Origin of the sequence: Kluyvera huaxiensis, assembly GCF_040149365.1 — a bacterium.
Taxonomy (GTDB): domain Bacteria; phylum Pseudomonadota; class Gammaproteobacteria; order Enterobacterales; family Enterobacteriaceae; genus Kluyvera; species Kluyvera intermedia_A.
Genome location: NZ_JBEFLV010000017.1, coordinates 68,763 through 93,051, shown reverse-complemented (window position 1 = coordinate 93,051; position 24,289 = coordinate 68,763). Strand labels below are relative to the sequence as shown.

The following is a 24,289-nucleotide window of genomic DNA, read 5'->3' as shown; positions in this document are numbered from 1 at the left end:
GATTTTTGCTTCTGGAGAAAGCTTTGATTCGGAACCTGAATTTCCGCCGCCCGTTAAACATCTGTTTTCTGATAACGGCAATCGTCTTAACGGTAGCCTGTACCTCGCTGCTGGCTATTCAGTGGAATGATGCCAAAACCACCTATCAGCGACAAAATCTTCGTTATGTACAGAACCTGGCCTCCTATACCGCAAAATACCTCTCTGGCTACGAGAGTATGCTTGATGAAACTATCAAGCAGCTTACCAGCAGCGGACAGGGTGAAATTGGTGAAGATAACGAACTCCGGCACTGGCTGTTTGAACGTTTTAACACCATGCCCGATGCCCGTTCGCTGATCTACGCTGACCGGAAAGGCCGTTTCATCCGCCTGCCTAACGCCATGCTGACCGACAAAACCGGCAACGACACCGATCCGCGTAGCAAAGTGTGGTACACCAGTGCCACCCGAGATGACTTTGACAGCGCCCACTACACCAGCAGCCGCGATATTTTTGATAACGGCAGCAGCACGCTGACCATCTCAAAATCGCTGGTTAATGATGTTGATGGAGAAAAGCTCGGCGTGCTGGCGGTACGTCTGAATCAGGAGTCCAGCTCAAATATTCTGGGCTCGGCCCGCCCTCCGCTTCCTGGTCAGAAATGGATCATGGACGGGCATGGCCAACAGGTCGCCTACGAAAGAGACAATATCAATCCACAGACGCTTGCCGAAGTGGCGCTAAAACTCAATAAGTCCCCCCCTTTCTTCTATCTACCCGATACCGACAAATGGTATTTCTTCAGTGCCATTGGCGAGACCGATTGGTTCCTGGTGCATGAAGTGCGCGATGCCGATTTAACATCGCTGGTGTATGCCCGTAGCGCCAACGTCCTCTACTGCCTGATCTTTGCCCTGCTCGCGCTATTTGTCTGTTGGTGGACGGTGCGTCTTTCCTTAAACAGCCTCTACATTCGCATCGCGAATGGCATCCGCAATGGCGCTATTGAACAAAAAGCGGCTGAGGAGCTGTTGTATGAAGAGATCCACAACACTTCCGTGCAGCAGGAAGCTATCAAAAATGAGTCGCTGACCGACGGATTAACAGAGCTAAAGAATCGTCGTGCCTTTGATAACGACATTGAATTCCACCAGCAGTCCAACAACCTGTGCATCGCTATTATCGACATCGATAACTTTAAGGCGGTCAATGATACTTACGGCCACGCGACCGGCGATATGGTGTTGAAGACGGTGGCAGATATTGGCCTGCGTCTGCGCGGCCTGGATAACATCACCCTCTACCGCTACGGCGGTGAAGAGATAGCCGTCCTGTTTCAGGACATGAGCCAGCAGCAAGCGCAGGCCTTTCTCGAAAACTGGCGTGAAACCTGCGCGCAACGCCGGTTCCGCGAAGCTAACCTGCGTATTACCTTTAGCGGCGGCATCAGCACCAAAGGGAATATGAGCGTTGAAGAGGCACTGGCCCTGGCGGATAAACTGCTCTATCAGGCCAAGCATGACGGTAAAAATCAGATTATCAGCGCCCCTCTCCAACACGGTTAGTCGGGCTTCAAGTCCGCCACAACGGCGATGAGCAATAAAGCGCAGGAAACGGCAAGAAGCGAGCACTCGCCCTTGCCGTTTCTTTTTTATGCGCCCGCTCATTGTCTGGGCTTCTTCACGCTTATCCCTTACCTCTACAGGCTTTTGCAAGCCACTTTCCTGACGCTCTAATTATTTAAAGAACAGATAGCGTAATTCTTATTTCGAATAGATAGCAGGTTTTATTGTTTTATTTTTAATGAAACACAAAATAGTGACAAAACTCACACCAACGGCGAACCCGCACTATGTCTTCTATCAATAACTCGATCTCACCTGCATTTTTGAAACACCGTGCCAGTTATTAATTAATATCGTTACTTTTTGTGAACAACATCGTCGTAATAATTTGTTACAGCAATTAATCTAGCTGCGTAACATCGTTATAGTCATTATTCGCCGTCTCCTTACCCCAGACGGTTATCACTCTTTTTGTCCCTATTAACGGATATTAATAAGCGTCTGGAGAAGGAAGATGAAGTTGACGAAGACCCTGTTAAGTTTATGCATTGGTTCCACCCTATTATTCACCGCCGGTTCTGCTCTCGCCCAAACGCTGCGCGCTGCAGACGTTCACCCGGCAGATTATCCCAACGTTGTCGCCGTCAAACATATGGGTGAAAAGCTCAATACGGCAACCCAGGGCCGCCTGGACATTAAAACGTTCCCCGGCGGCGTACTCGGCGATGAGAAGCAGATGATCGAGCAGGCCCAGCTGGGGGCTATCGACATTATTCGCGTATCGATGGCGCCCGTTGCCGCTATTTTGCCGGAAATTAACGTCTTTACGCTGCCGTATATCTTCCGCGACGAAAGCCATATGCACCATGTGCTGGACGGCATGATTGGCCAGGAAATTGGCGATCGCCTCACCGGTAACAGCAAGTCACGGCTGGTCTTCCTCGGCTGGATGGATGCCGGAACCCGTAACCTGATAACCAAAGAACCGGTGGTGAAAACCGAAGACCTCAAAGGGATGAAGATTCGTGTGCAAACCAGCCCGGTAGCGCTGGATACGCTGAAAGCCATGGGCGCCAACGCTGTCGCCATGGGCACCAGTGAAGTCTTCAGCGGTATGCAAACCGGCGTTATTGACGGTACCGAAAATAACCCTCCAACTTTTGTGGCACATAACTATTTACCGGTCGCTAAGAACTATACCTGGAGTAAACACTTTATTATTCCTGAACTGTTCTTATTTTCTAAACCAAAATGGGACAAGCTTAAAAAGGAAGATCAGGAATTAATTCTGCGTCTGGCAAAAGAAGCCCAGGCCGAGCAACGTGCACTATGGGAAGCCTATAACGAGAAATCACTCGAAACCATGAAAGCCAACGGCGTACAGTTCCATAATATCGATACCGAATATTTTTATAATGCCACACAACCTGTGCGTGATAAATACGGTAAAGACCACCAGGATCTGATCAAGAAAATTCAGGATGTGAAGTAATACTTCAGGCGGATGATTTTTTCATCCGCCTGAGCCTTCGTATTAATTCGAGGTTATGCATATGGATGAACGCTATTCGTCAATCATGGATTTTATCTATCGGATCTCCATGTGGATTGCCGGGCTAGCTCTTTTAGTCATGGTTGCTGTTATTCCCGTCGGTATTTTCGCTCGCTACGTCATGAACAGCGCTCTCTCCTGGCCTGAACCGGTCGCCATTTTATGCATGGTGACATTTACCTTTATCGGTGCCGCCGTCAGCTATCGCGCCGGGTCGCATATCGCGGTAAGCATGGTGACCGATCGCCTGAGCGAAGGCTCGCGTCGCGTCTGCCTGATTCTGGCCGACATCATGATGATGGCCATCAGCCTGTTCATTCTGTGGTACGGCAGCCTGCTGTGCTATGAGCTGTGGGAGCAGCCGGTGGCGGAATTTCCGCTGCTGACCGCCGGTGAAAACTACCTGCCGTTACCTATTGGTTCCGCCATCACGATACTTTTCATCATCGAAAAGCTCTGGCGCGGCCCGCAGTATCAACGCCCTGTCGTTACGCTGGGTTCCACCAGTTAACCCCCTAATGTTGAGAAAAGGAAAGCAGATGGATGCATTAATTCTCGTCTTTACGCTGGCTATCATGCTGGCTATCGGGGTACCGGTGGCCTTCGCGGTGGGTATTAGCGCCATCATTGGCGCCTGGTACATCGATATCCCACTGGAAGCGGTCATGATCCAGTTGACCAATGGGGTGAACAAATTCTCACTGCTCGCAATCCCGTTCTTCATCCTGGCCGGGGCCATTATGGCGGAAGGGGGTATCGCCCGCAGACTGGTCAATTTTGCCTACATCTTCGTCGGCTTTATTCGCGGTGGGCTGTCGCTGGTTAATATCGTCGCCTCAACGTTTTTCGGCGCCATTTCCGGTTCTTCGGTCGCCGATACGGCTTCCATTGGTTCGGTCATGATCCCGGAGATGGATAAAAAAGGCTACCCGCGCGATTTTGCCGCAGCGGTCACTGCCAGCGGCTCGGTACAGGCGATTCTTACGCCGCCGAGCCATAACTCGGTCATCTATTCGCTGGCCACCGGCGGCACGGTTTCGATTGCCGCCCTGTTTATCGCGGGCATTCTGCCGGGGCTGCTGCTGAGCTTTGCACTGATGGTTATGTGCGTCGGCTTTGCCCACAAACGTGGCTATCCAAAAGGTGAACGCGTCCCTTTTCGTCAGGCACTGAAGATTTTCGTCGACACCCTGTGGGGATTGATGACCGTGGTCATCATTATGGGCGGGATCCTTTCCGGTATTTTTACCGCGACCGAATCAGCGGCGATTGCCTGCCTGTGGTCATTCTTCGTGACCATGTTTATCTACCGTGATTACAAATGGTCTGAACTGCCAAAATTGATGTACCGGACGGTAAAAACCGTCACCATCGTGATGATCCTTATCGGCTTTGCCGCCGCTTTCGGTGCCATCATGACTTACATGCAGCTACCGATGCGAATCACCGAGGCTTTCACCAGCATCTCCGATAACAAGTACGTCATCCTGATGTGCATTAACATCATGCTGCTGCTTATTGGTACGCTGATGGATATGGCACCGCTGATCCTGATCCTCACCCCAGTGTTGCTGCCAGTCACCAACGCGTTGGGTATCGACCCGGTTCATTTCGGTATGATTATGCTGGTTAACCTGGGGATTGGCCTGATTACCCCTCCGGTAGGTTCCGTTCTGTTTGTCGCCAGCGCAGTGAGTAAGCAGAAAATTGAGCAAGTGGTAAAAGCGATGCTGCCGTTCTACGCCGTCTTGTTCCTGGTACTGATGCTAGTCACCTATATCCCCGCTATTTCGCTGTTCCTGCCTAAATTCTTCGGCGTAATGTAATCGCCTGGGGCTACCGCTGGTAGCCCCGCACATTAATGCTAATGGTCACGGACTGAGGGCGTTCATGGCGGGCAAAAAAACATCATGCTGCAAGGATGAGGAGAGGCGATCCTCCCTATTTTTGGTAGATAAGTTAATTCTTAAGCATGATTCTTAACAAAAGCACTACACGAATAATCTTATAATAGGTACATTCTTTATATTGATATCGCCAGGGGGATTAACCGGTTATATAATTCGCATCCTGTTACATCCCCCATACCCCGCACGATCGTTAAGGAATTTCGATGCCCACGCAGCGTCCGGTCAGACACATCACAAGCGTGCTGATCGTCTCTATTTTTTTACCCATTATTCTGAGCCTTTGGCTGGCGCATCGTCAGGCCCACGATCAGTTTGAACAGGAAATGGACGGCTACGCCCAAAGCGTGCTGGCGCGCACTAATCATGTCAAAGAGCAAACCCGTACCGCACTCGATGAGGCAAATAGCTTTCGCGGAGTCCCTTGCAGCCCGGAACATCTGCAGCTGATCCAAAAAGTGTCGTATATCCATCAGTATATTCAGAGTATGTTTTATCTGGATAGCGCTGACAGCGCCTGTAATCTGCTCAGAAATAACCTCTCACAAAAAGTACCGGGGTCTGAATTTGTCACCCCGGCTGGCTACCACGTGTGGCTGACCTCGCGGCACGATCTGCAGACCGATGACAATATGGTCGCAATCAGTCATGGTAAACACATGGCGGTTATCGACCCGGATTCGCTTATCGATGTGCTCCCGCATCCGGCATACCCTATTCATGCCGCTGTCATCACCACCCGTGGACATCGGGTGATTGCCAGCAATTACCCGATCGATCCGGATATCTGGCAAAACACCTTGCATACCTTCCAGCCAACGCTGGAAGTTAACGGCACCGTATATAAGCAGCAGAAACTGCCGCCGGTCGGCGCAATCCTGCTAACCTGGTCGCCAACCGAGCCCATCGATAACAACTGGCTTCACCAGCTACTGTTCTGGCTACCGGTAGGTCTGGTGCTCAGCGCGCTTGCCACCTTTGCCGTGGTGCGAATTATGCGGCGGCTACAATCCTCCCACTACCGTATTCTTGATGCGATAAAGGCCGGGGAATTCACCGTGCACTATCAGCCTATCGTGGAGCTAAAAAGTGGCCGGGTGATCGGCGCTGAGGCGCTGGCCCGCTGGCAGCAGCCGGAAGGCCGCTGGCTATCGCCGAATATTTTCATCCCCCTTGCGGAAGAAGCCGGGGTTATCAGTCCGTTGACTGAGTACATTGTGCGTTGTGTTTTTAACGATATGGGCCGCTGGCTGGCGCAGAATCCCGAGATGTATATTTCGATCAATATCGCGGCGGCCGACCTGCTCTCCCCTACGCTCCCGGCGCTGATTAATCAGCAGGTCCGCCAGTGGCAAGTTGCCACCAAGCAGATAGCCATCGAGTTGACCGAACGTAATCTGGCGGATCCCGAAACGGCGGTTCCGGTACTTCAGGCTTACCGCGAACTTGGCCACACGGTCTATATTGACGACTTTGGCGTCGGCTATTCCAGCCTCAGCTACCTTCAGGATCTGGAAGTCGATACGTTAAAAATCGATAAATCCTTCGTCGATACGCTGGAGTGTAATCACGTCATTGGCCACATCATTGAGATAGCGAAATCACTGAATTTGTCGACAGTCGCCGAAGGGGTTGAATGCCCTCACCAACGTGACTGGCTGGTGGCGCACGGTGTGCGATCAGGACAGGGCTGGCTGTTTAGCAAGCCGCTGCCTAAGAAAGTATTTATCGACTGGGTTGAGGATAATCTCAACCAGACGAAGCTTTAATGGTGATAGGGTAAGGCCTGCACGGAGAGCGGGCTTTCTGACAGCTTATGGCAATGTCGCAGCACCTTTTCTCCGGCGTAACGAAAGAGAAATTCGCCGCTGCGGGCTTTATGGATGAACTGGTCTCCGTTGGCGAATTTCACCAGGTTCATGCCATCGTGCGTCCGGTGGCCCGCGCCCACCTCATAATGGCCTTTCCACTGCTCGGAGACATGGTCATAAACGTGCAGCGTGATTTCAACCAATCCGCGCGATGGGCAATTTAAACGTAGAATTGTTGACGTAAAATCCAGCGCCCAGGCGGGGGCGGCGGTAAAAAGAGCGAAAAGTAAAACCAGGTGTTTCATCGTGTTAGGGTCAACCGTTATTAAATTGGCCGGCCACCATACCGATTTTATCAATATCGTTAATTTGTTCTGGCGCAATAAAAATAGAGAAATGAAATTCCGTGGCGTAAAACAAAATATACCTCACATTATTTACGGCCAAAATGGAAATATAAATTCCGGAAAATAAAAAGAGTGGAAGCAATAATTCCGCTAATTTATTGCTGTTACTCTGACCTTGAATACCCAGTGCCGAGCGGTAGCACAATGACGGATGCTGAATTCGGCCCGCAGCGCATAGCAGGTGCCCCGGCAGATGACACCCCATTGCAGCTTAGGATTTATTAAACACACTCGTTTACAGATTAATGTGTGGCAGAGTAGCTCCGGATGTAGACTTATTCTCTTTTTGATTAAATTAAAGCATCTATTTAAGCTAGGTATCTTCTCTTAGCAATGGACTCTGTTATGAAAAAATATACGGCTATCGCTCTCGCAATTGTCGGCAGCCTGATGGTTGGCTCCGCAATGGCAAATACCATTGATAATATTCATCACAAAAATGTAAATGCGCGGCATTCGCGGCATCAGGCAGAAAAAAATCAGCTGCATGACGTTAATAATCGTGCCAAAGACAGGCACAGCAACTACCGTGATAACCAGGATCACCGTCAGAATACGTTCCGTGATAATCAGGATAACCGCCAGGACAGCTTTGGCGAAGGGCTTGATGCCCACAAGGACGCGTTCAGAGAGAACCAGGATAACCGCCAGGATAACTTCCGCGGCAACCAGGATAATCGCCAGGATCAGTTTGAAAACGGGCAGGACAGCCGACAAGATTCTCGTGGCGACCGCGTTTCAGACACCCGTGATCGCGTCAACGATCGCCTGAATTAATTCTTCCAGCGGGCAGTCCCCCTCTTCTGCCCGCTTTACCTCACCCTCAGTCCTTCACTATCCACGCTATCTGCTGCGTTTTCGCGGCTGGAACATGCGTTCTGCGCCGATACGAGCCGAGTGATTCCGGCGTGCAGTAGGTGCACCTCGCCACCACCTCGATGTTTTTTGCTGGCACACCCGCACTCGCCAGCTGCAATAAACTGAATTTCGGTAAATCAAACCATAGGCTGTTCACTTCACGTGCAGCGGCGCTGTTGGTATTCGGTTGACGGGGAAATGAGGTAAACAATGATTGTCGATTCGACTGGACGACACTTTTCGCCGGCGTCTGCAATAAGGCATCGTAAAATTCAGCCGAGACTTCATAACAGCAGGCACGAATGTGCGGCCCAATAGCCACCATAATTTCACCCGCTGGTACGCCGAGTTCAGCAAATTGCTGGACGGACTCCTCAATGATTCCTTCCGCCGTGCCACGCCACCCGGCATGTATACTGGCAATATGCTGCCCATCTCGTGATGCCATTAATAGCGGCAGACAATCGGCGGTCACAACACCCACCGGATAGCCGACCCGCGAGGTCAGCACGCCATCCACCAGCGGCCGGTGCTCGGGTTGTTGCGTGAAATGCAGAATCTCCTTGCCATGAACCTGCTTGATATCGACAAGCTGCGACTTATCGAAAACGGCAGATTCATGAACATCAAGAAACGCGTGGCGAACCCCGGGAATGTCCGCCAGTAAGTGAGAGTGCCAGGCCATATTTATCCATCGCCATGAGTATGTCGCTCATAACGGTACTGCGGCGATCCCCTTCTGACAAGTCAGCGGGTATCGCCTGCGATGATAAATTACAGCACTTTGCTAAGGAACGACGCCGTACGCGGGTTCTGCGGCGCGTTAAAAATGGTCTCCGGCGTGCCCTGCTCCTGAATAATGCCCTGGTCGATAAAAATAACCCGGTCGGCTACTTCCCGCGCGAAGCCCATTTCATGCGTCACGATAACCATCGTCATCCCTTCGCGCGCCAGGTTTTTCATCACTTCCAGCACGTCCCCAACCAGTTCAGGATCCAGCGCCGAGGTGGGTTCATCAAACAGCATAATCGATGGCTGCATTGCCAGCGCCCGGGCAATGGCCACACGCTGTTGCTGCCCGCCGGACAGGCTCGATGGCCAGGCATCGCGCTTATCGCTAAGCCCGACTTTCGCCAGTAGACCTTCGGCAAACACCACCGCGTCCTGACGGCTCATCCCGCGCAGCGACATCGGCGCCATCAGTAGGTTATCCAGCACGCTCATGTGCGGGAACAGATTGAAGCGCTGAAACACCATCCCGACGCTCTCGCGCATTTTATTGAGATCGGTTTTCTTATCGTGAACCGCAAAGCCGTTGACCACGACTTCACCCTCACTCACCGTTTCCAGCGCGTTCATACAACGCAGGAAGGTACTTTTACCTGAACCCGACGGCCCTATCACGCATACCACTTCCTGAGGCTGGATGTCACAGTCGATACCGCGCAGAACGTGGCTTTCACCAAAGTGTTTATGTAGATTTTTAATGTGAATCACTTTTGCCAAACCTCTTTTCCAGACGATTAACCAACTGCGCCAGTACGAACGTAATCACCCAATACACCAGTGAAATGGTCAGGTACGGTTCCCAGTAAGTGGCGTAGGCCCCGGATACCGTCCGCGCAGCGTAGGCCAAATCGGCAAGCCCGATAGCAGAGGCCAGCGAGGAGTCTTTAACAATGGCAATCGCATTGTTGCCCAGCGGCGGCAGAATACGACGAAACGCCTGCGGCAGAATCACCTTCCTCATGGTTTTCCACCACGGCATACCGAGCGCACGCGAAGCTTCCATCTGCCCTTTGTCGATAGACTGAATGCCCGCACGGAAAATTTCGGAAACGTAGGCCCCGGCGTTAAGCGTAATGGCGACAATACACGACAAAAAAGCGCCATAGTTTGAGCGCAGTTCGCGCGCAAAATCGCTGCTCATCACGCCGCTGGCAACCAGTAAACCATCACGAGGGTTAATGAATAACGGTACCAGTGCAAAGTGCACCACCATGATTTGCACAAACAATGGCGTCCCGCGAAAGGCGCTGACGTAAAAGCGGACCGGGAACTGCACCAGGTAACGCAACACGTATTTCCACGGCCCGTGCTCTGCTTTCGCCATCCGCCCTAGCCCGAGCGTCAGCCCCCACAGCGTGCCGAGGATCACGCAGATAATGGTACATTTGAGGGTCATTATCGCGCCGTCAATGAACAGCGGGCCATACTCCTCGATAATTTCCCAACGGAATCCCGTCATAATTTATCCCTGAAAAAAACGGCGAGCAGCCCGATAGGCGTTCGCCGTAAAAAATGAAAAAAGCCTTACTGCGCGGGTAATGCAGGTACGTCGGCGTCAAACCAGGTCTGATAAATTTTGGCGTAGGTACCGTCAGCCACGATCTTCTTCAGGCCCGCATTCAGTTTACCCTGCAATTCACTGTTGCCTTTGGCCACCGCAATGCCGAAATACTGACGCTCAAATTTGGCATCCGGCACCAGCTTGAACTGTTTTTCCGGGTGTTGTTTGATGTAGTACTTCACCACGCCCACATCGCCCACCGCCGCGCTCACGCCGTCTTCAAACAGCTCCTGCAGCATCAAAGGGGTATTGTCGAAACGTTTAATCGCCGTGCTGTTTTTACCCAGCACCTCAGAAACCACGATATCGCCGGTGCTGGAGTTCACCACGCCGACTTTCTCGTTTTTCAGCGCCGCCAGTGAATTCACGCTGGAATCTTTTGCCACCACGATAGACTGCTCCGCAGGGAAATACGGCGCGGAGAAATCCACCATCTGCTTACGTTTATCGGTAATGGTGATGCCGGAAATGATGATGTCGCGGTCGCCGGTTCCCAGGGTCGCAAAGATACCTTCCCACGGGGTGTTAACCAGCTTGATATCGAAGTTTTCTGCCTTAGCAATGGCCTTAATGATATCGATATCAAAGCCTTCTAACTGCTTCTGATTATTCTCGAATTCGAACGGACGGTAGGTGCCACCGGCGCCAACAACATAGGTTTCGGCTGCCGCGTGGGCGCTGGCGGCAAGGGCCGCGGTAAAACAACAGGCTTTAAGCCATTTGCTGATCATGTGATTACCTTTTTATGCAGTTAATTTGCATAAAAATACATAACTAATCCGAAATACGCAATACATCAAGTGCGTTATTATCGCGGCTTATAATAATTAAGCATTTTGTTGAATGGAATGTACCGCCGGACTATCGGTGGACCGACGGTTCGCATCGTGTCGGTGTTACCCCGCGGCTTTCGCAAGCCAAATGGTATGCCCGCCGCAGTCAGGATCTTCAGCCTTCATCTCCAGCACCGTAAAACCAATTGCCGTAAGCTTTGCTCGATACTCCTCCGGGGCAAGGCTGGCGTGAAACAGCGGCTCGCCTTCAAACTGCCCCATGGCAATGCCGTCAGCGGGGCCGCTGGTGAACATCAACACGCTACCGGGGTGACTGTGGCGGGCGAAGACGGCGAACATCTGCCGCTGGTCGTCCTGGCTGAGATGGAAAAAACTGTCCCAGGCAATCACGCCGTCAAAGGTTTCACCCAGCGCCAGCGTGCGCATGTCATGCTGTAGCCAGCGTTGTGCGGGGAATCGGGTGCGGGCGCGGCTTATCATGGCCTCAGCGCCATCAACGCCAGTCAGAGCAAAACCCTGCTGAATAACATACCCGGCAATCGGCTGGCCGTTGCCGCAGCCTAGATCGAGAACGCTCCCCGTACGGTCCATGGCGGACAAAAATGCGTCCAGCCAGCGTTTTTCAAATAGCGAGCGCGAACGCAAACGGGCAAACGCCTCGGCATGGCGCTGGTAGAGTTCAACAATGGCGCTAGCGGCTGGATCGGTCATGGTGGCCTCGTGATAAACGGTTTTGATAACAAACCAAATCCGGCATCCAGCCTGATTTGGCGGAGCATTCACACTTGTGCGGACGGCGGAATTAACGCAATAAACTTATCAACTAACGGATTATTACGCTGAACCGACCAGGCCGCCGCCGTGGTGACGACTTCAATTGGAATGTCGAGCGCAACGGTGACGACGTTTGCCGGTGAAAGGCGCTCTAGCGAGTCAGGCACCAGCGCAATCCCCTGCCCGCAGCCGACAAAAGCAATCTGCGAGGCCACCGAGCGGGCGCTGTGAATGATGCGCGGTGAAAAGCCTGCGCTGCGGCAGGCGGCGGTAATGCTATCGAAATAGACCGGGCTTAGATGACGGGAGAACATCACCCAGGCTTCGTTCATCAGCTCGCGAATGGCAATGCGCGACGCCCCGGCGAGTCGATGGTGCTTCGGCAGCGCCACTACCAGCTCGGCGCTGGAGAGCGGCAGCAGTTCAATTCCCTCGCCCATTTCGCCGGTCAGGCGAGCAAAAGCGAGATCAATATCCCCATTTTGCAGCGCCGGAATCGCCTCGGCGCTGTCGATCTCTTTAATCGAAATGACGATTTCCGGGTACTGCGCCTTCATACTATCGAGCAGCGGCGGCAGGACATCGAGCATCGCGGTGCTGATAGCGCCGATGGTCAGCATCCCGGTGTGTCCAGCCACCGCTTCATTGACCGCCAGCTCCAGCCGCTCCACCTGTTCAGCAAAACGTTTAACCGCAGGCAAAATCGCCAGTCCCACCGGGGTAAGCTGCACATTGCGTTTGGAGCGGTCAAAAAGCTGGACTTTAAGCGACTGCTCCAGCACCTGAATTTGCTGGGTCAGCGGCGGCTGAGTCATACCGAGCTTTTTCGCCGCCCGGCCAAAATGTTTCTCCTCCGCCACGGCGAGAAACAGCCACATGTGACGGATAATACGGAAATTAATCATGGCCTTTGGTCCCCCTGTGTATGCCGACGCGGACGGGATCATAACGTCAATCGATATTAAAAATATATCAGACCATTATCTTAATGCGATTTTACATATCAGAGATGCCAGGCGAACATCACCGTTTCTAAGTTCATCTATTGAGTTTTTATGTCCAGCGAATTTCACCGCCTGCAGCAGGCCATCACCGTACAGGGAACCGATATCGAGGTTGCCGCCATTTACCGTACCGGCACGCGCGAGCCTATCGTTTTCCTTCACGGCTTCGGTTCCACCAAAGAGGACTACGCCGATATCGTGCGCCACACAGCCTTCAATGACCGACCGTTTCTGGCCTACGATGCGCCGGGGTGCGGCGAAACACGCTGTAGCGATGTGAAGAAAATTTCTATTCCGCTGCTGGTAGAAACCGCGCTGGCGATGGTTGATAAGCTGGGGTTCTCGCGCTTTCATCTGGTCGGTCATTCGATGGGTGGCCTTACCGCGCTGATGCTGGCGCATGCCCATCCCGAACGGGTGCTGAGCTTTGTCGATATCGAAGGCAATATTGCGCCAGAAGACTGCTTTTTGAGCCGCCAGGCGATTGATTATCCCGACGGCGACGACGAACAGTTCTTTGCCGATTTTATCGCCCGCACCCATCGCTCCCCTGCTTGGGCCAGCGCACTTTATGCCGCCAGCCTGCGGCATAAAGTGCGCGCGACGGCGGCACGCCCGATTTTCACCTCAATGGTCGACTATTCTGACCACGGCGAGTTGATGGCTAAATTCCTCAATCTGCCCTGCCCGACGATGTTTATGTACGGCGAGCAAAATAACACCCTGAGCTATCTGGCTGAGATTGAACGCCGCGGCGTGACGCTGGCGGAGATCCCACACTGCGGCCATTTCCCGATGTACTCCAACCCGCTGGCGATGTGGCAAAAGATAAGCGAGCTGCAGGAACGCGTGGCATGAGGCTTAATCTCTCCTCGCAGATGGCCGGTTTTTCGCTGGCGGTGCTGGCGGCGTTTGGTTTCTCATTCAAGGCCATTTTCGTCAAGCTGGCCTATCAGGTGGCGCCGGTCGATGCGGTCACGCTGCTGATGCTGCGGATGTCGATGTCGCTACCGCTGATTGCGCTGACCGCGCTGCCGGTTTTGCGTCGCACCAAAGCGCTGCATCGTCGCGACTACGGGCTGCTGGTGCTGCTCGGCGTGGCGGGATACTACGCCTCGGCAATGCTCGATTTTATGGGCTTACAGTACATCACCGCCGGGCTGGAACGGCTGATTCTGTTTACCTACCCGATGCTGACCATCCTGATTGGCGTGTTTTTCCTCGGTAAAAGGTTTGAGAAAAAGCTGCTGCTGGCGATGCTGCTCTCCTACGGCGGTATTCTGATTGCCTTTGTGCACGACCTGGGTTTCACCACCGACACCCGCGCGGTAGTGCTCGGCGGTTCGCTGGTGTTTGGCTGCGCCATCACCTACGCCATTTACAGCGCCGGGGCCGAGGTGGCGATTGGCCGCATGGGCGCCATTCGCTTTTCGGTGCTGGCGCTGCTGGTGTCGATTATCGCCACCCAGATCCACTTCTTCGCCACGCGACCGCTGACGGCACTGCACTTGCCGTGGCAGATCTACGCCTACAGCGCCGGTATGGCGGTGTTCTCGACGGTAATGCCCATTTTCTGGCTCTCTTCCGCTATCGCCCGCATCGGCGCGGCAAAGGCGGTGCTAATTGGCCTGATCGGGCCAATTCTGACCATCCTGTTTAGCTGGTGGCTGCTCAACGAGCCGCTGTCAATTGAGCAACTGCTGGGCACCGGGCTGGTAGTGTGCGGCCTGCTGGTGGTCATCAGACGATAGACCGCACGGCGGCCCTGCCAGACAGCGGCCGCCGCCTTCCCACTTAAACAAATAATCAATGGAACGCTAATAGTTTCAATATTGAATTGATAAGCATTATCAGTTTTTATATCGTCGCCAGCTCTCTCCAGGATATTGGATATCTTGCAGTTTTCGCCACCGGACGGGCGGGAGGTCTTTTGACTTTGCCGTGATCCATAAGGTTATCCAATGAATTCCAGCCTTGCCGCCAGCGTTGAATCTGACGCCCTGGCGATTTCCCGCCGCTATCGTCGGGTGGTTATGCAGCGTTATCTGCTCGCCGGTATTGTCCTGCTGTGCATCGTCTGCTCACTGCTACTTGATTTTACCCTTGGCCCTTCAGGTATCTCAGTCACCACGCTGTGGCAAACCCTGTTTCACGCCGACACCGCCGATGCCGGTATTCGGGTCATCGTCTGGGATTTACGTCTGCCCTTCGCGCTGATGGCGGTTATGGTTGGCCTCGCGCTGGGCCTCGCCGGTGCCGAAATGCAAACGGTGCTCAATAACCCGCTTGCCAGCCCATTTACCCTCGGCGTCTCCTCCGCCGCCTCGTTTGGCGCGGCGCTGGCGATTATTCTCGGGCTGGGTATTCCCGGCGTGCCGGACCAGTGGTTTATCTCGGTGAACGCTTTTGTCTTTGCGCTGATGGCCTGTTTTATTCTCGACGGCATCAGCCGCTGGACGCGGGTCGCCACCTCCGGCGTGGTGCTGTTCGGCATTGCGCTGGTCTTTACCTTTAACGCGCTGATCTCCATTTTGCAGTTCGTCGCCAGCGAAGACACCTTGCAGGGCCTGGTGTTCTGGACCATGGGCAGCCTTGCGCGCGCCTCGTGGGACAAGCTGGCGATTCTGGCGGTGGCGCTGTTGATTATCGTGCCACTGTCATTAAGAAGCGCATGGAAGCTCACCGCGCTGCGTCTGGGCGAAGACCGCGCCGTCAGCTTTGGCATTAACGTGCGCCAGCTGCGGCTGGCCTCACTGCTGCGGATCAGCATTATATCCGCGCTCACCGTCGCCTTCGTCGGCCCCATTGGCTTTATCGGCCTCGTGGCGCCGCATATTTCACGCATGATGTTCGGCGAAGATCACCGCTTTTATCTGCCGGGCAGCATGCTGATCGGCGCACTGGTGCTGTCACTGGCCTCGGTGGTGTCGAAGAATATCGTTCCCGGCGTGATCATTCCGGTCGGCATTGTGACCTCGCTGGTCGGGGTGCCGTTCTTCCTGAGCATCATTATTCGCCATCGGGGGACGCTGTAATGGACGGATTAACCATTAACGCCCTGCACACCGGCTATCGCCAGAAGAAGATTATCGCGGGCTTAACCACGCCGACGCTGCCGCGCGGGCAAATCACCGCGCTGCTGGGGCCAAACGGTTCCGGGAAATCCACGCTGCTGCGCGCGCTGGCGGATCTTAACCCGGCGCAGGGCTCCATCGCTCTTAACGGCGAAGAACTCACGGCGCAATCGTCGGCCAGGCGAGCGCAAAAAGTGGTGTACCTGCCGCAGTCGCTGCCAGCGGGCGTTCACCTGCACGCGCTGGAGTCGGTGGTGGTGGCACGCCGCGCCAGCGGTAGCAGCGGCGACAACGTTGAGGCCGAAGCCTACGCCATTCTTGAAAAACTCGGCGTCGCCCATCTGGCGATGCACTATCTCGACCAGCTTTCCGGCGGCCAGAAGCAGCTGATTGGTCTGGCGCAGTCGCTGATTCGTCAGCCGGAACTGCTGCTGCTCGATGAGCCGCTAAGCGCCCTCGATCTCAACTACCAGTTTCACGTGATGGATATCGTCGCCCGCGAAACCCGGCTGCGCAATATCGTCACCGTGGTGGTTATCCACGATATCAACATCGCCCTGCGTCACTCCCAGTACGCGCTAATGCTGAAAGACGGCGCGCTGGTGGCCAGCGGCGAGCCGGGTGCGGTGGTATCGCCGCAGAATCTGGCGACGGTCTACGGCGTACGCGGCCGGGTCGAACGCTGTTCACAAGGGCTGCCCCACGTGGTGGTCGATGGTTTAACGACATAACAATAAATGCAACACGGGGAAACATGACGATGAAGAAGGCAATACTGGGCGCAGCCCTGCTGCTCTCGCCGCTGCTGGCGCTGGCGCAGAACTGGCCGGTGACGGTAACGGATCTCGATAACCGCACGGTCACCATTGCGCAGGAACCACAGCGCATTATTTTGCAGGATGGCCGCGATATTTTGACGCTGGCGGTGCTGGAGCGTGAGGATCCGTTCGCCAAAGTGGTAGCGTGGAATAACCTGCCGAAAAAGCAGGATAGCGAGACCTGGAACGTACTGAAACGCAAATGGCCCGAGGCGGATAAAATCCTCGACATGAAGTTTTCCGACCAGGGCAATGTCGATCTGGAAACGATCCTCTCCCGCCATCCGGATCTGATGATTGCCCAGCTGCGCGCCAAGCCTTCGCTAACGCAAAGCGGCGTGCTGGCGAAGCTGGATGCGCTGCACATACTGGTGGTATTCGTCGATTACGAACTGCATCCGGTGGAAAATACCCGTCCAAGCATTGCCATGCTGGGGAAAGTGCTGGGACAGAGCGCCCGCGCACAAGCCTATCTCGATTTCTATCAGCAGCGGCTGGATTTGCTGCATCAGCGTCTGGCAACCGTGAAGAAAAAACCGCTGGTGTTTATCGAGCCGATTGCCGGGGTCGCCGGGCTGGATAACGGCTGCTGCTTCACCCACGCGCGCAACGGCTGGGGCGGGCTGGTAGAAGCCGCGGGCGGCGAGAATATCGGTTCGCTGCTGCTACCGGGGGCAACTGGCAACGTGTCGGTGGAGAAAATCATCGCCATGAACCCGGACTACTATCTGATGACCGGTTCAAAGCGTCCAGGCAAAGGGACGGCGATTATTCCTTTCGGCTACAACGTTGAGCAAAGCGACGTGACCCACGCCTTTAACGCACTGCTGGGCCGTCAAGGCGTGAGCAGCATTCCGGCGGTGGTCGCCGGGCATACGGGCGCGCTATACCATCACTTCTACAATAATCCGTACAATATTATCGCCATCGAAACGTTGAGTAAGATTTTCTACCCAACGCAGTTTAAAGATGTCGATCCGCTGGCGGATTACCATACGCTGATTACCCGCTTTACCGACCTCCCGGACGATAAGGTGATTCTGAGCTACACCCCTGCGAAGTAATTCACTGCACCGACCGGGTCAGCCTCTGGCCCGGTCAGCCAACTCAAATTCCCTGCAATTCGCAAGCCCTTCCACAACACGTTATGATGGGCGGCAGAATATCGGATAACAGGCGATAGATTGCGGTCGATTTGCCGCTAAAATTGCTGCGATACTCTAAAATTTTATGCAACGACGCGACCCGGGCATCGGCTGATGACGTGTATTGCGGGATAATTTCTTCGCGATACTCCATAAAGCGAATATCCCAAGCGTACCTGATTGATATACCATAATAAAAAAATAATAAGGTGGCGTAGTAGCGCCATCATTTTCACCAATAGATGACTCACACGCATTGATGAAATTTGCCATTAACATTACCGACTGGCAGGCAATGGCCCCAGGATTAAACGATACGGCGCAGTGGCTATCATGGTCACGGCAGCCGCACGCCATCGATCCCGCCGCCCCACAGGCAAAGCTGTGCGAGCTGCCGATGATGACCGCCCGCCGTCTAAGCTCCGGCAGCAAGCTGGCCGTCGAATGCGGGATGGCGATGCTGCGTCGTCATCAGATTGACGCCGTCCTCTATACCAGCCGCCACGGTGAGCTGGAACGTAATTACCGAATTTTGCACGCGCTGGCGACCGAACAGGCGCTCTCCCCCACCGATTTTGCCTTATCGGTGCACAACTCGGCGGTCGGTAATCTGACCATCGCGGCCAGGCAGCCGATTGTCTCCTCCTCGCTTTCCGCCGGGAAAGAGACATTCCAGCAGGGGCTGTGCGAAGTGATGTGCCTGCTACAGGCCGGTTTCCAGCGGGTGCTGATGGTCGATTTCGACGGCGCAATTCCCGAGTTTTATCACCCGCATCTAGCGCCCGCGATGCCGACCTGGCCGTATGCCGTGGCGCTGGTGATCGAAGCCGGGAGCAACTTACGTTGTGAAACCCAGCCGCAGATGGCTAATCCACAAGAGGCCGCGCTGCCGCAAAGCCTGCAATTCTTACAGCACTATCTGCAAGACACGTCCGACTTCACTGTTGCCGGTGAACGCCTCGCGTGGCGCTGGCAGCGTTCATGAGCGGGCTTTTTTCCCGGCTAAACCGACTGTGGCGCGCGGCAATGACCGGCGTCTGTTTTGCGCTGTTTGGCCTTGGCGGGCTACTGCTCTCGGTAGTGTGGTTCAATCTGTTGCTGGTGGCGGTACGCGATAAACAGCGCCGCCGCAGCCTGGCAAGACGCTCCATCTCCGCCAGCTTTCGTCTGTTTTTGACGGTAGTGAAAAGTATCGGCGTCCTCGATTATCACATCGAAGGCCAGGCGATTTTACGCCAGGATCGCGGCTGTCTGGTGGTAGCCAACCATCCCAGCCTGATTGATTATGTGATGCTGGCATCGGTGATGCCGGAAACCGACTGCATGGTGAAAAGCGCGCTGTTGCACAATCCGTTCCTCAGCGGCGTTATCCGCGCGGCGGACTATCTGATTAACGATCAGGCGGAAAAACTGCTGCCCGCCTGCCGCCAGCGCCTGCGACAGGGCGATACGATTTTGATTTTTCCCGAAGGGACCCGTACCCTTCCCGGGGAAAAAATGACGTTGCAGCGCGGCGCGGCGAATATCGCCGTACGCTGCGCCAGCGATTTGCGAGTGGTGGTTATCCGCTGTACCGAACATATGCTGGGTAAACAGAGCAAGTGGTACAACGCACCGCCAACCAAGCCTCGCTTTACCGTTACGGTGGGCGAGCGAGTGCAGATCGACCAATTTTACGATGCAAAAAGACAAGAACCGGCGCTGGCGGCAAGGCAGTTAAACCGGCATCTTTTGCATCAATTACAATCAGGTACTACGCCTGGCACAGGAATTAATGATGCAAGCGCTCTATCTTGAAATAAAAAATCTTATTATCACCACCTTGAATCTGGATGAACTGTCCGCCGAGGATATTGATACCGACGCGCCGCTGTTTGGCGATGGTCTGGGGCTGGACTCCATCGATGCGCTGGAGCTGGGGCTGGCGGTGAAAAACCGCTACGGCATCGTGCTATCGTCCGAAGGGGAAGAGATGCGCCAGCACTTCTTCTCCGTCGCCACATTAGCCGCCTATATTCACGCACAGCAAGCCTAAGGAGATCCATCATGACCGATAAAAACGCCATTTACGAAGAAGTCTCCGCGCTGCTGGTGAAGCTGTTTGAACTCGATCCGCAGGATATTCACCCTGACGCGCGTCTGTATGAAGATCTGGAACTGGACAGCATTGACGCCATCGACATGATTGTCCATCTGCAAAAGAAAACCGGTAGCAAAATCAAGCCGGAAGAGTTTAAAGCCGTCCGCACCGTGCAGGACGTGGTGGATGCGGTAGAACGTCTGTTTAAAGAAGGCTAACTCGCCGTGTCGGGCGTACGCTCGCGACCATTGTTATCGCTGCTAACAGGATTACTGCTGCTGGCCTGGCCATTTTTAATCTGGTTTGGGCTGGCGCATAACGGCCTGCGCTGGCTGTTGCCGCTAATGGCGCTATTACTGTTATTACGTCTGTGGCAGACCCGGCGTCAGGCCGGGCCGCTGCGCCGGGTGATACAGCTAGTGGCCACGGTCGGGATAACGCTGTGCGCCGCCAGCTATCTGCTGAAAACGCATCAGCTGCTGCTGTTCTATCCGGTGGTGGTTAATGCCGTAATGCTGGCCGTTTTCGGCGGCTCGCTGTGGTCTGCAATGCCAATTGTCGAACGCATCGCCCGCCTGCGCGAACCGCAGTTATCGCCCGCTGGCATTCGCTATACCCGCCGCGTCACCCAAGTCTGGTGCCTGTTTTTCATCATCAACGGTGGGATTGCGCTGCTGACCGCGCTGTATGGCGATATTTCGCTGTGGACCGCCTGGAACGGCATGATTGCTTATCTGCTGATGGGCAGCTTAATGGCCGTCGAATGGCTGGTGCGCCAGCGCGTTAAGAAACGAGAGACACCATGAACCCTCCGCTTAAGCTTGCCGAGTGGCTGGCCGCTCCGCGCCCGGCCGACACGCCGATTGCGTGGCTTGACGATCGGTGCTGGACGCTGGGCCATCTGCGTCACGACGTGGCGGAACTGATCCCCTATCTGCAACAGCAAAACGGGGTGCGCTGGGCGCTATGCTTTGATAACAGCTATCTGTTTATCGTGGCGCTGCTGGCCACGCTGCACGCGGGCAAAACGCCGGTGCTGCCCGGACACAGCCGCACGGCATTATTAAATGAGCAGCATACGCTGTTCGACGGCGTATTAAGCGATGACGCCCTGCCCTGGCAAGGGCCGGGAATCACCGTTCGTTCGGCGCGGACCTCCGCTGAATCCTGTTGCGTCCCGGCGCTACGCCCGGATGCGACAATTGAACTCTATACCTCCGGCTCAACCGGCACGCCAAAGCGGGTGATCAAAACCCTGGCACAGCTTGACGCTGAAGCTAGCCTGCTGGCCACGCGCTTTGCCGAGCGCCTAAGCGGCTGCCGGGTAGTCAGCTCCGTTACCCATCAGCATCTCTATGGCCTGACGTTTCGCGTCATGCTGCCAATGGCGTTAGGGCTGCCGCTGCATGCCGGAATTATCGGCTTTGCCGAGCAGCTTGCGGCGCTTAGCCACCAGCATCGCTATGCGTTTATCAGCAGTCCGGCGTTTTTAAAACGCCTCGATTATCAGCTGACGCCGCCGCCCATTGCGCTCATCATCAGCGCAGGCGGTGAACTCAACGACCAGCTTGCCGCGCAGGTGGCTAAAGGGCTCGAGATCTGGCCGGACGAAATCTATGGCAGCACGGAAACCGGGGTGGTCGCCTGGCGCTCGCATCAACAGCCGAATGCCGCATGGCAGCCGTTTCCCGGCGTTGAATTGCGTCATGAAAACGCAGGTTTCCGCCTGTTTTCACCGTTAATTACCGACGATCGCGGGTTTTCACTTGACGATAGCCTGCACATTCTCGCCAACGGGCAGTTCCACCTGGCGGGACGCCGCGACCGGATCGTTAAAATTGAAGAAAAACGCGTCTCACTGGGCGAAGTGGAGCAACGTCTGCTCACCCTTGACGGAGTTCGCGAAGCGGCGGCGCTGCCCATTAGCCGTGGCGGTCGTCAGAGCGTGGGCGTTGTGCTGGTGCTGGACGACAGCCACCGTGAAATCTGGGGGAAACCGCAGGAACTGGCGTGGCGCAAAGCGCTGCGCGTATGGCTTGAACCGGTGGCCATCCCCCGCTACTGGCGCGTTGTCGATGAGATCCCGGTCAACAGTATGAACAAGCGTGTTGATGCGCAATTACAGGAGTTGTTTGATGAAAGCCGCTGAACTTGAGCGCCGCCAGGCGCATCCGCAGCAGCTCGAGGTGGTGCTACATCTCGACCCTGAACTGTCCTGGTTTCGCGGGCATTTTGCCGTGCAGCCGCTGCTGCCCGGCGTGGCGCAGATCGACTGGGTCATGCACTATGCCAGCGTTCTCGCCCCCGGCTGGCGGTTTACCAGCCTGAAAAACGTCAAGTTTCAATCGCCGCTGTTACCGGGCGTGACCGTCACGCTGACCCTGGAGTGGCAGGAGGCGCGCCAACTTCTTACCTTTAGCTACCAGCGCCACGACGGCGATGCGCGGCACACCGCCAGCAGCGGTAAGATTTCACTATGTCGCTAACCTTTACTCCCTGCGTACTGATCCCCTGCTACAACCACGGCGCAATGATGGCAGACGTGCTCGCGCGGCTACAGCCGTTTGGCCTGCCGTGCATCGTGGTGGACGACGGTAGCGACGCTGAAACTCAGCAAACTCTCGCCCGTCTGGCGGAAGAGACCGCCCATCTGACCTTGATTCGTCTGCCGGAAAACGCCGGCAAAGGTGCCGCGGTGATTCGCGGTTTGCAGGCGGCGGCGGATACTGGGTTCAGCCACGCGGTGCAGGTGGACGCCGACGGTCAGCACGCGATTGAAGATATCCCCAAACTGCTGGCCCAGGCGAAGCAGCACCCGACGGCGCTAATTTCCGGGCAGCCTATTTACGATGAGACCATTCCCCGTTCACGCCTGTACGGACGCTGGATAACCCACGTTTGGGTGTGGATTGAAACCCTGTCACTTACGCTTAAAGACAGCATGTGCGGTTTTCGCGTCTATCCGGTGGCACCGACGCTGGCGCTGGCTGCGCGGGTGACGCTTGGTAAACGCATGGACTTTGATACCGAAGTGATGGTGCGTCTCTACTGGCAGGGCAACACCAGCTATTTTATTCCGACCCGCGTCACCTACCCGCCGGATGGGCTATCGCATTTCGATGCCCTGAAGGACAATCTGCGTATCTCCTGGATGCACACCCGGCTGTTTCTCGGCATGCTGCCGCGCATTCCCAGCCTGCTGTTTCGCCGCACGTCTGCGCACTGGGCGCGGCAGCAGGAAGTCAAAGGGCTGTGGGGAATGCGTCTGATGCTGTGGGTCTGGCGGATATTGGGCCGCCGCGCATTTTCGTGCCTGCTGTACCCGGTGGTCGGCGTGTACTGGCTGACGGCCAGCCGCGCGCGTCGGGCGTCGCAAAACTGGATAACCCGCGTGCGGGCCGAGCTGCTCGCGCGTCAGCAGCCGCTTCCGGAAAATCTCTCCAGCTATCGGCATTTCCTGCGTTTTGGCGAAGCGATGCTGGATAAAATCGCCGGCTGGCGCGGCGAGCTACAGTTTGGCCGCGATGTGGTCTTTGCCCCCGGCGCGGAAGCCGCACTCGACGTCGACTCAGCGCGCGGCAAGCTGCTGCTGGTTTCGCATCTCGGCGATGTCGAAGTCTGCCGCGCACTGGCCCAGCGAGCGGGCAGCAAAACCATTAACGCGCTGGTGTTTAGCGATAACGCCCAGCGTTTTAAGCAGATCATGCAAGAGATGGCGCCGCAGGCTGGGCTAAACCTGATGCCCGTCACCGATATCGGCCCGGACACCGCTATCCTGCTCAAAGAGAAGATCGACCGCGGCGAGTGGATTGCCATCGTCGGCGACCGCATCGCCGTTAATCCCCAGCGCGGCGGCGAATGGCGCATCTGCTGGAGCCGCTTGATGGGGCAAAAAGCCCCCTTCCCACAGGGGCCGTTTATTCTCGCCTCGCTGTTACGCTGCCCGGTGGATCTGCTGTTCGCCCTCCGCCAGCAGGGAAAACTGCATATTTATTGTGAGCCGTTTGCCGATCCGCTGCTGCTACCGCGCGCCGACCGGCAGCAGGCACTACAGCAGGCCATCGACCGTTATGCCGAGCGTCTTGAGCACTACGCGCTGCGCTCGCCGCTCGACTGGTTTAACTTTTTCGATTTCTGGCAACTGCCGGAAGCCAAAGACAAGGAGTAG

Annotated in this window: 26 protein-coding genes; 19 read left to right on the top strand and 7 right to left on the bottom strand. The window is 55.2% G+C overall.

What is annotated here, in order from left to right; genetic code table 11:
• Nucleotides 1-23: 23 nt before the first annotated feature.
• The 5 genes from ABOC97_RS17115 (at nt 24) to ABOC97_RS17095 (ending at nt 6,775) form a co-directional block, all read left to right on the top strand.
• A complete protein-coding gene (locus ABOC97_RS17115; RefSeq protein ID WP_349600065.1) occupies nt 24-1,547 on the top strand; it encodes a sensor domain-containing diguanylate cyclase in 1,524 nt (507 codons plus the stop codon).
• A gap of 514 nt (nt 1,548-2,061) precedes the next feature.
• A complete protein-coding gene (locus ABOC97_RS17110) occupies nt 2,062-3,039 on the top strand; it encodes a TRAP transporter substrate-binding protein (RefSeq protein WP_349600062.1) in 978 nt (325 codons plus the stop codon).
• 61 nt (nt 3,040-3,100) lie between these two features.
• Nucleotides 3,101-3,610 (top strand): TRAP transporter small permease, encoded by a 510-nt coding sequence (locus ABOC97_RS17105; RefSeq protein WP_349600059.1) that lies wholly within the window; start codon nt 3,101-3,103, stop codon nt 3,608-3,610.
• Between the two features lie 28 nt (nt 3,611-3,638).
• Entirely contained in the window at nt 3,639-4,925 is a 1,287-nt protein-coding gene (locus ABOC97_RS17100) for a TRAP transporter large permease (protein ID WP_349600057.1), read from the top strand.
• 287 nt (nt 4,926-5,212) lie between these two features.
• Nucleotides 5,213-6,775: an EAL domain-containing protein gene (locus ABOC97_RS17095; RefSeq protein ID WP_349600054.1), complete on the top strand. Its 1,563-nt coding sequence runs from the start codon at nt 5,213-5,215 to the stop codon at nt 6,773-6,775.
• On the opposite strand, the gene ABOC97_RS17090 is transcribed toward ABOC97_RS17095, so the two are convergent.
• The gene (locus ABOC97_RS17090) at nt 6,772-7,122 is read right to left on the bottom strand and encodes a hypothetical protein (RefSeq protein WP_349600052.1); all 351 of its coding nucleotides are present in this window, start codon (nt 7,120-7,122) and stop codon (nt 6,772-6,774) included. The genes ABOC97_RS17095 and ABOC97_RS17090 overlap by 4 nt on opposite strands.
• Nucleotides 7,123-7,569: 447 nt before the next feature.
• Here ABOC97_RS17090 and ABOC97_RS17085 point away from each other — a divergent pair, with 447 nt between their 5' ends.
• A complete protein-coding gene (locus ABOC97_RS17085; protein ID WP_349600050.1) occupies nt 7,570-8,001 on the top strand; it encodes a hypothetical protein in 432 nt (143 codons plus the stop codon).
• A 46-nt stretch (nt 8,002-8,047) separates the two neighbouring features.
• On the opposite strand, the gene pgeF is transcribed toward ABOC97_RS17085, so the two are convergent.
• From pgeF to ABOC97_RS17055, 6 genes are all read right to left on the bottom strand, one after another.
• Nucleotides 8,048-8,767, bottom strand: coding sequence for a peptidoglycan editing factor PgeF (pgeF, locus tag ABOC97_RS17080; RefSeq protein WP_349600047.1), 720 nt, complete (start codon nt 8,765-8,767; stop codon nt 8,048-8,050).
• A gap of 89 nt (nt 8,768-8,856) precedes the next feature.
• Nucleotides 8,857-9,579 carry an amino acid ABC transporter ATP-binding protein gene (locus ABOC97_RS17075; RefSeq protein ID WP_349600153.1) on the bottom strand — a complete coding sequence of 241 codons (723 nt, stop codon included), beginning with the start codon at nt 9,577-9,579 and terminating at the stop codon, nt 8,857-8,859.
• Nucleotides 9,566-10,330 (bottom strand): amino acid ABC transporter permease, encoded by a 765-nt coding sequence (locus ABOC97_RS17070; RefSeq protein ID WP_349600044.1) that lies wholly within the window; start codon nt 10,328-10,330, stop codon nt 9,566-9,568. Before ABOC97_RS17070 ends, ABOC97_RS17075 begins: the two co-directional genes overlap by 14 nt.
• Nucleotides 10,331-10,395: 65 nt before the next feature.
• The gene (locus ABOC97_RS17065; protein WP_349600041.1) at nt 10,396-11,163 is read right to left on the bottom strand and encodes a basic amino acid ABC transporter substrate-binding protein; all 768 of its coding nucleotides are present in this window, start codon (nt 11,161-11,163) and stop codon (nt 10,396-10,398) included.
• Between the two features lie 165 nt (nt 11,164-11,328).
• The gene (locus tag ABOC97_RS17060) at nt 11,329-11,937 is read right to left on the bottom strand and encodes a class I SAM-dependent DNA methyltransferase (protein ID WP_349600038.1); all 609 of its coding nucleotides are present in this window, start codon (nt 11,935-11,937) and stop codon (nt 11,329-11,331) included.
• A 68-nt stretch (nt 11,938-12,005) separates the two neighbouring features.
• The gene (locus tag ABOC97_RS17055; RefSeq protein ID WP_349600035.1) at nt 12,006-12,905 is read right to left on the bottom strand and encodes a LysR family transcriptional regulator; all 900 of its coding nucleotides are present in this window, start codon (nt 12,903-12,905) and stop codon (nt 12,006-12,008) included.
• Between the two features lie 150 nt (nt 12,906-13,055).
• Between ABOC97_RS17055 and ABOC97_RS17050 the strand changes: the two genes are divergently transcribed.
• The 13 genes from ABOC97_RS17050 (at nt 13,056) to ABOC97_RS16990 (ending at nt 24,289) form a co-directional block, all read left to right on the top strand.
• On the top strand, nt 13,056-13,862 hold the full coding sequence (locus ABOC97_RS17050; protein WP_349600033.1) for an alpha/beta fold hydrolase: 807 nt from the start codon (nt 13,056-13,058) through the stop codon (nt 13,860-13,862).
• The gene (locus ABOC97_RS17045; protein ID WP_349600031.1) at nt 13,859-14,755 is read left to right on the top strand and encodes a DMT family transporter; all 897 of its coding nucleotides are present in this window, start codon (nt 13,859-13,861) and stop codon (nt 14,753-14,755) included. Before ABOC97_RS17050 ends, ABOC97_RS17045 begins: the two co-directional genes overlap by 4 nt.
• A gap of 282 nt (nt 14,756-15,037) precedes the next feature.
• Nucleotides 15,038-16,039, top strand: a complete 1,002-nt coding sequence (locus ABOC97_RS17040) for a FecCD family ABC transporter permease (protein WP_416013963.1) — start codon at nt 15,038-15,040, stop codon at nt 16,037-16,039.
• The gene (locus ABOC97_RS17035) at nt 16,039-16,809 is read left to right on the top strand and encodes an ABC transporter ATP-binding protein (protein ID WP_349600025.1); all 771 of its coding nucleotides are present in this window, start codon (nt 16,039-16,041) and stop codon (nt 16,807-16,809) included. The genes ABOC97_RS17040 and ABOC97_RS17035 overlap by 1 nt, the downstream gene beginning before the upstream one ends.
• A 23-nt stretch (nt 16,810-16,832) precedes the next feature.
• The gene (locus ABOC97_RS17030) at nt 16,833-17,960 is read left to right on the top strand and encodes an ABC transporter substrate-binding protein (protein WP_349600023.1); all 1,128 of its coding nucleotides are present in this window, start codon (nt 16,833-16,835) and stop codon (nt 17,958-17,960) included.
• Nucleotides 17,961-18,300: 340 nt separating this feature from the next.
• Entirely contained in the window at nt 18,301-19,026 is a 726-nt protein-coding gene (locus ABOC97_RS17025) for a beta-ketoacyl synthase chain length factor (RefSeq protein ID WP_349600020.1), read from the top strand.
• Nucleotides 19,023-19,838 carry a lysophospholipid acyltransferase family protein gene (locus ABOC97_RS17020; RefSeq protein ID WP_349600018.1) on the top strand — a complete coding sequence of 272 codons (816 nt, stop codon included), beginning with the start codon at nt 19,023-19,025 and terminating at the stop codon, nt 19,836-19,838. The genes ABOC97_RS17025 and ABOC97_RS17020 overlap by 4 nt, the downstream gene beginning before the upstream one ends.
• On the top strand, nt 19,819-20,076 hold the full coding sequence (locus ABOC97_RS17015; protein ID WP_349600150.1) for a phosphopantetheine-binding protein: 258 nt from the start codon (nt 19,819-19,821) through the stop codon (nt 20,074-20,076). The genes ABOC97_RS17020 and ABOC97_RS17015 overlap by 20 nt, the downstream gene beginning before the upstream one ends.
• A gap of 11 nt (nt 20,077-20,087) precedes the next feature.
• Nucleotides 20,088-20,339, top strand: a complete 252-nt coding sequence (locus tag ABOC97_RS17010; RefSeq protein WP_349600015.1) for an acyl carrier protein — start codon at nt 20,088-20,090, stop codon at nt 20,337-20,339.
• 6 nt (nt 20,340-20,345) lie between these two features.
• A complete protein-coding gene (locus ABOC97_RS17005; protein ID WP_349600012.1) occupies nt 20,346-20,927 on the top strand; it encodes a COG4648 family protein in 582 nt (193 codons plus the stop codon).
• Nucleotides 20,924-22,270 carry an AMP-binding protein gene (locus tag ABOC97_RS17000; RefSeq protein WP_349600009.1) on the top strand — a complete coding sequence of 449 codons (1,347 nt, stop codon included), beginning with the start codon at nt 20,924-20,926 and terminating at the stop codon, nt 22,268-22,270. The genes ABOC97_RS17005 and ABOC97_RS17000 overlap by 4 nt, the downstream gene beginning before the upstream one ends.
• The gene (locus ABOC97_RS16995; RefSeq protein ID WP_349600006.1) at nt 22,257-22,607 is read left to right on the top strand and encodes an ApeI family dehydratase; all 351 of its coding nucleotides are present in this window, start codon (nt 22,257-22,259) and stop codon (nt 22,605-22,607) included. The genes ABOC97_RS17000 and ABOC97_RS16995 overlap by 14 nt, the downstream gene beginning before the upstream one ends.
• The gene (locus ABOC97_RS16990) at nt 22,598-24,289 is read left to right on the top strand and encodes a glycosyltransferase family 2 protein (RefSeq protein ID WP_349600003.1); all 1,692 of its coding nucleotides are present in this window, start codon (nt 22,598-22,600) and stop codon (nt 24,287-24,289) included. Before ABOC97_RS16995 ends, ABOC97_RS16990 begins: the two co-directional genes overlap by 10 nt.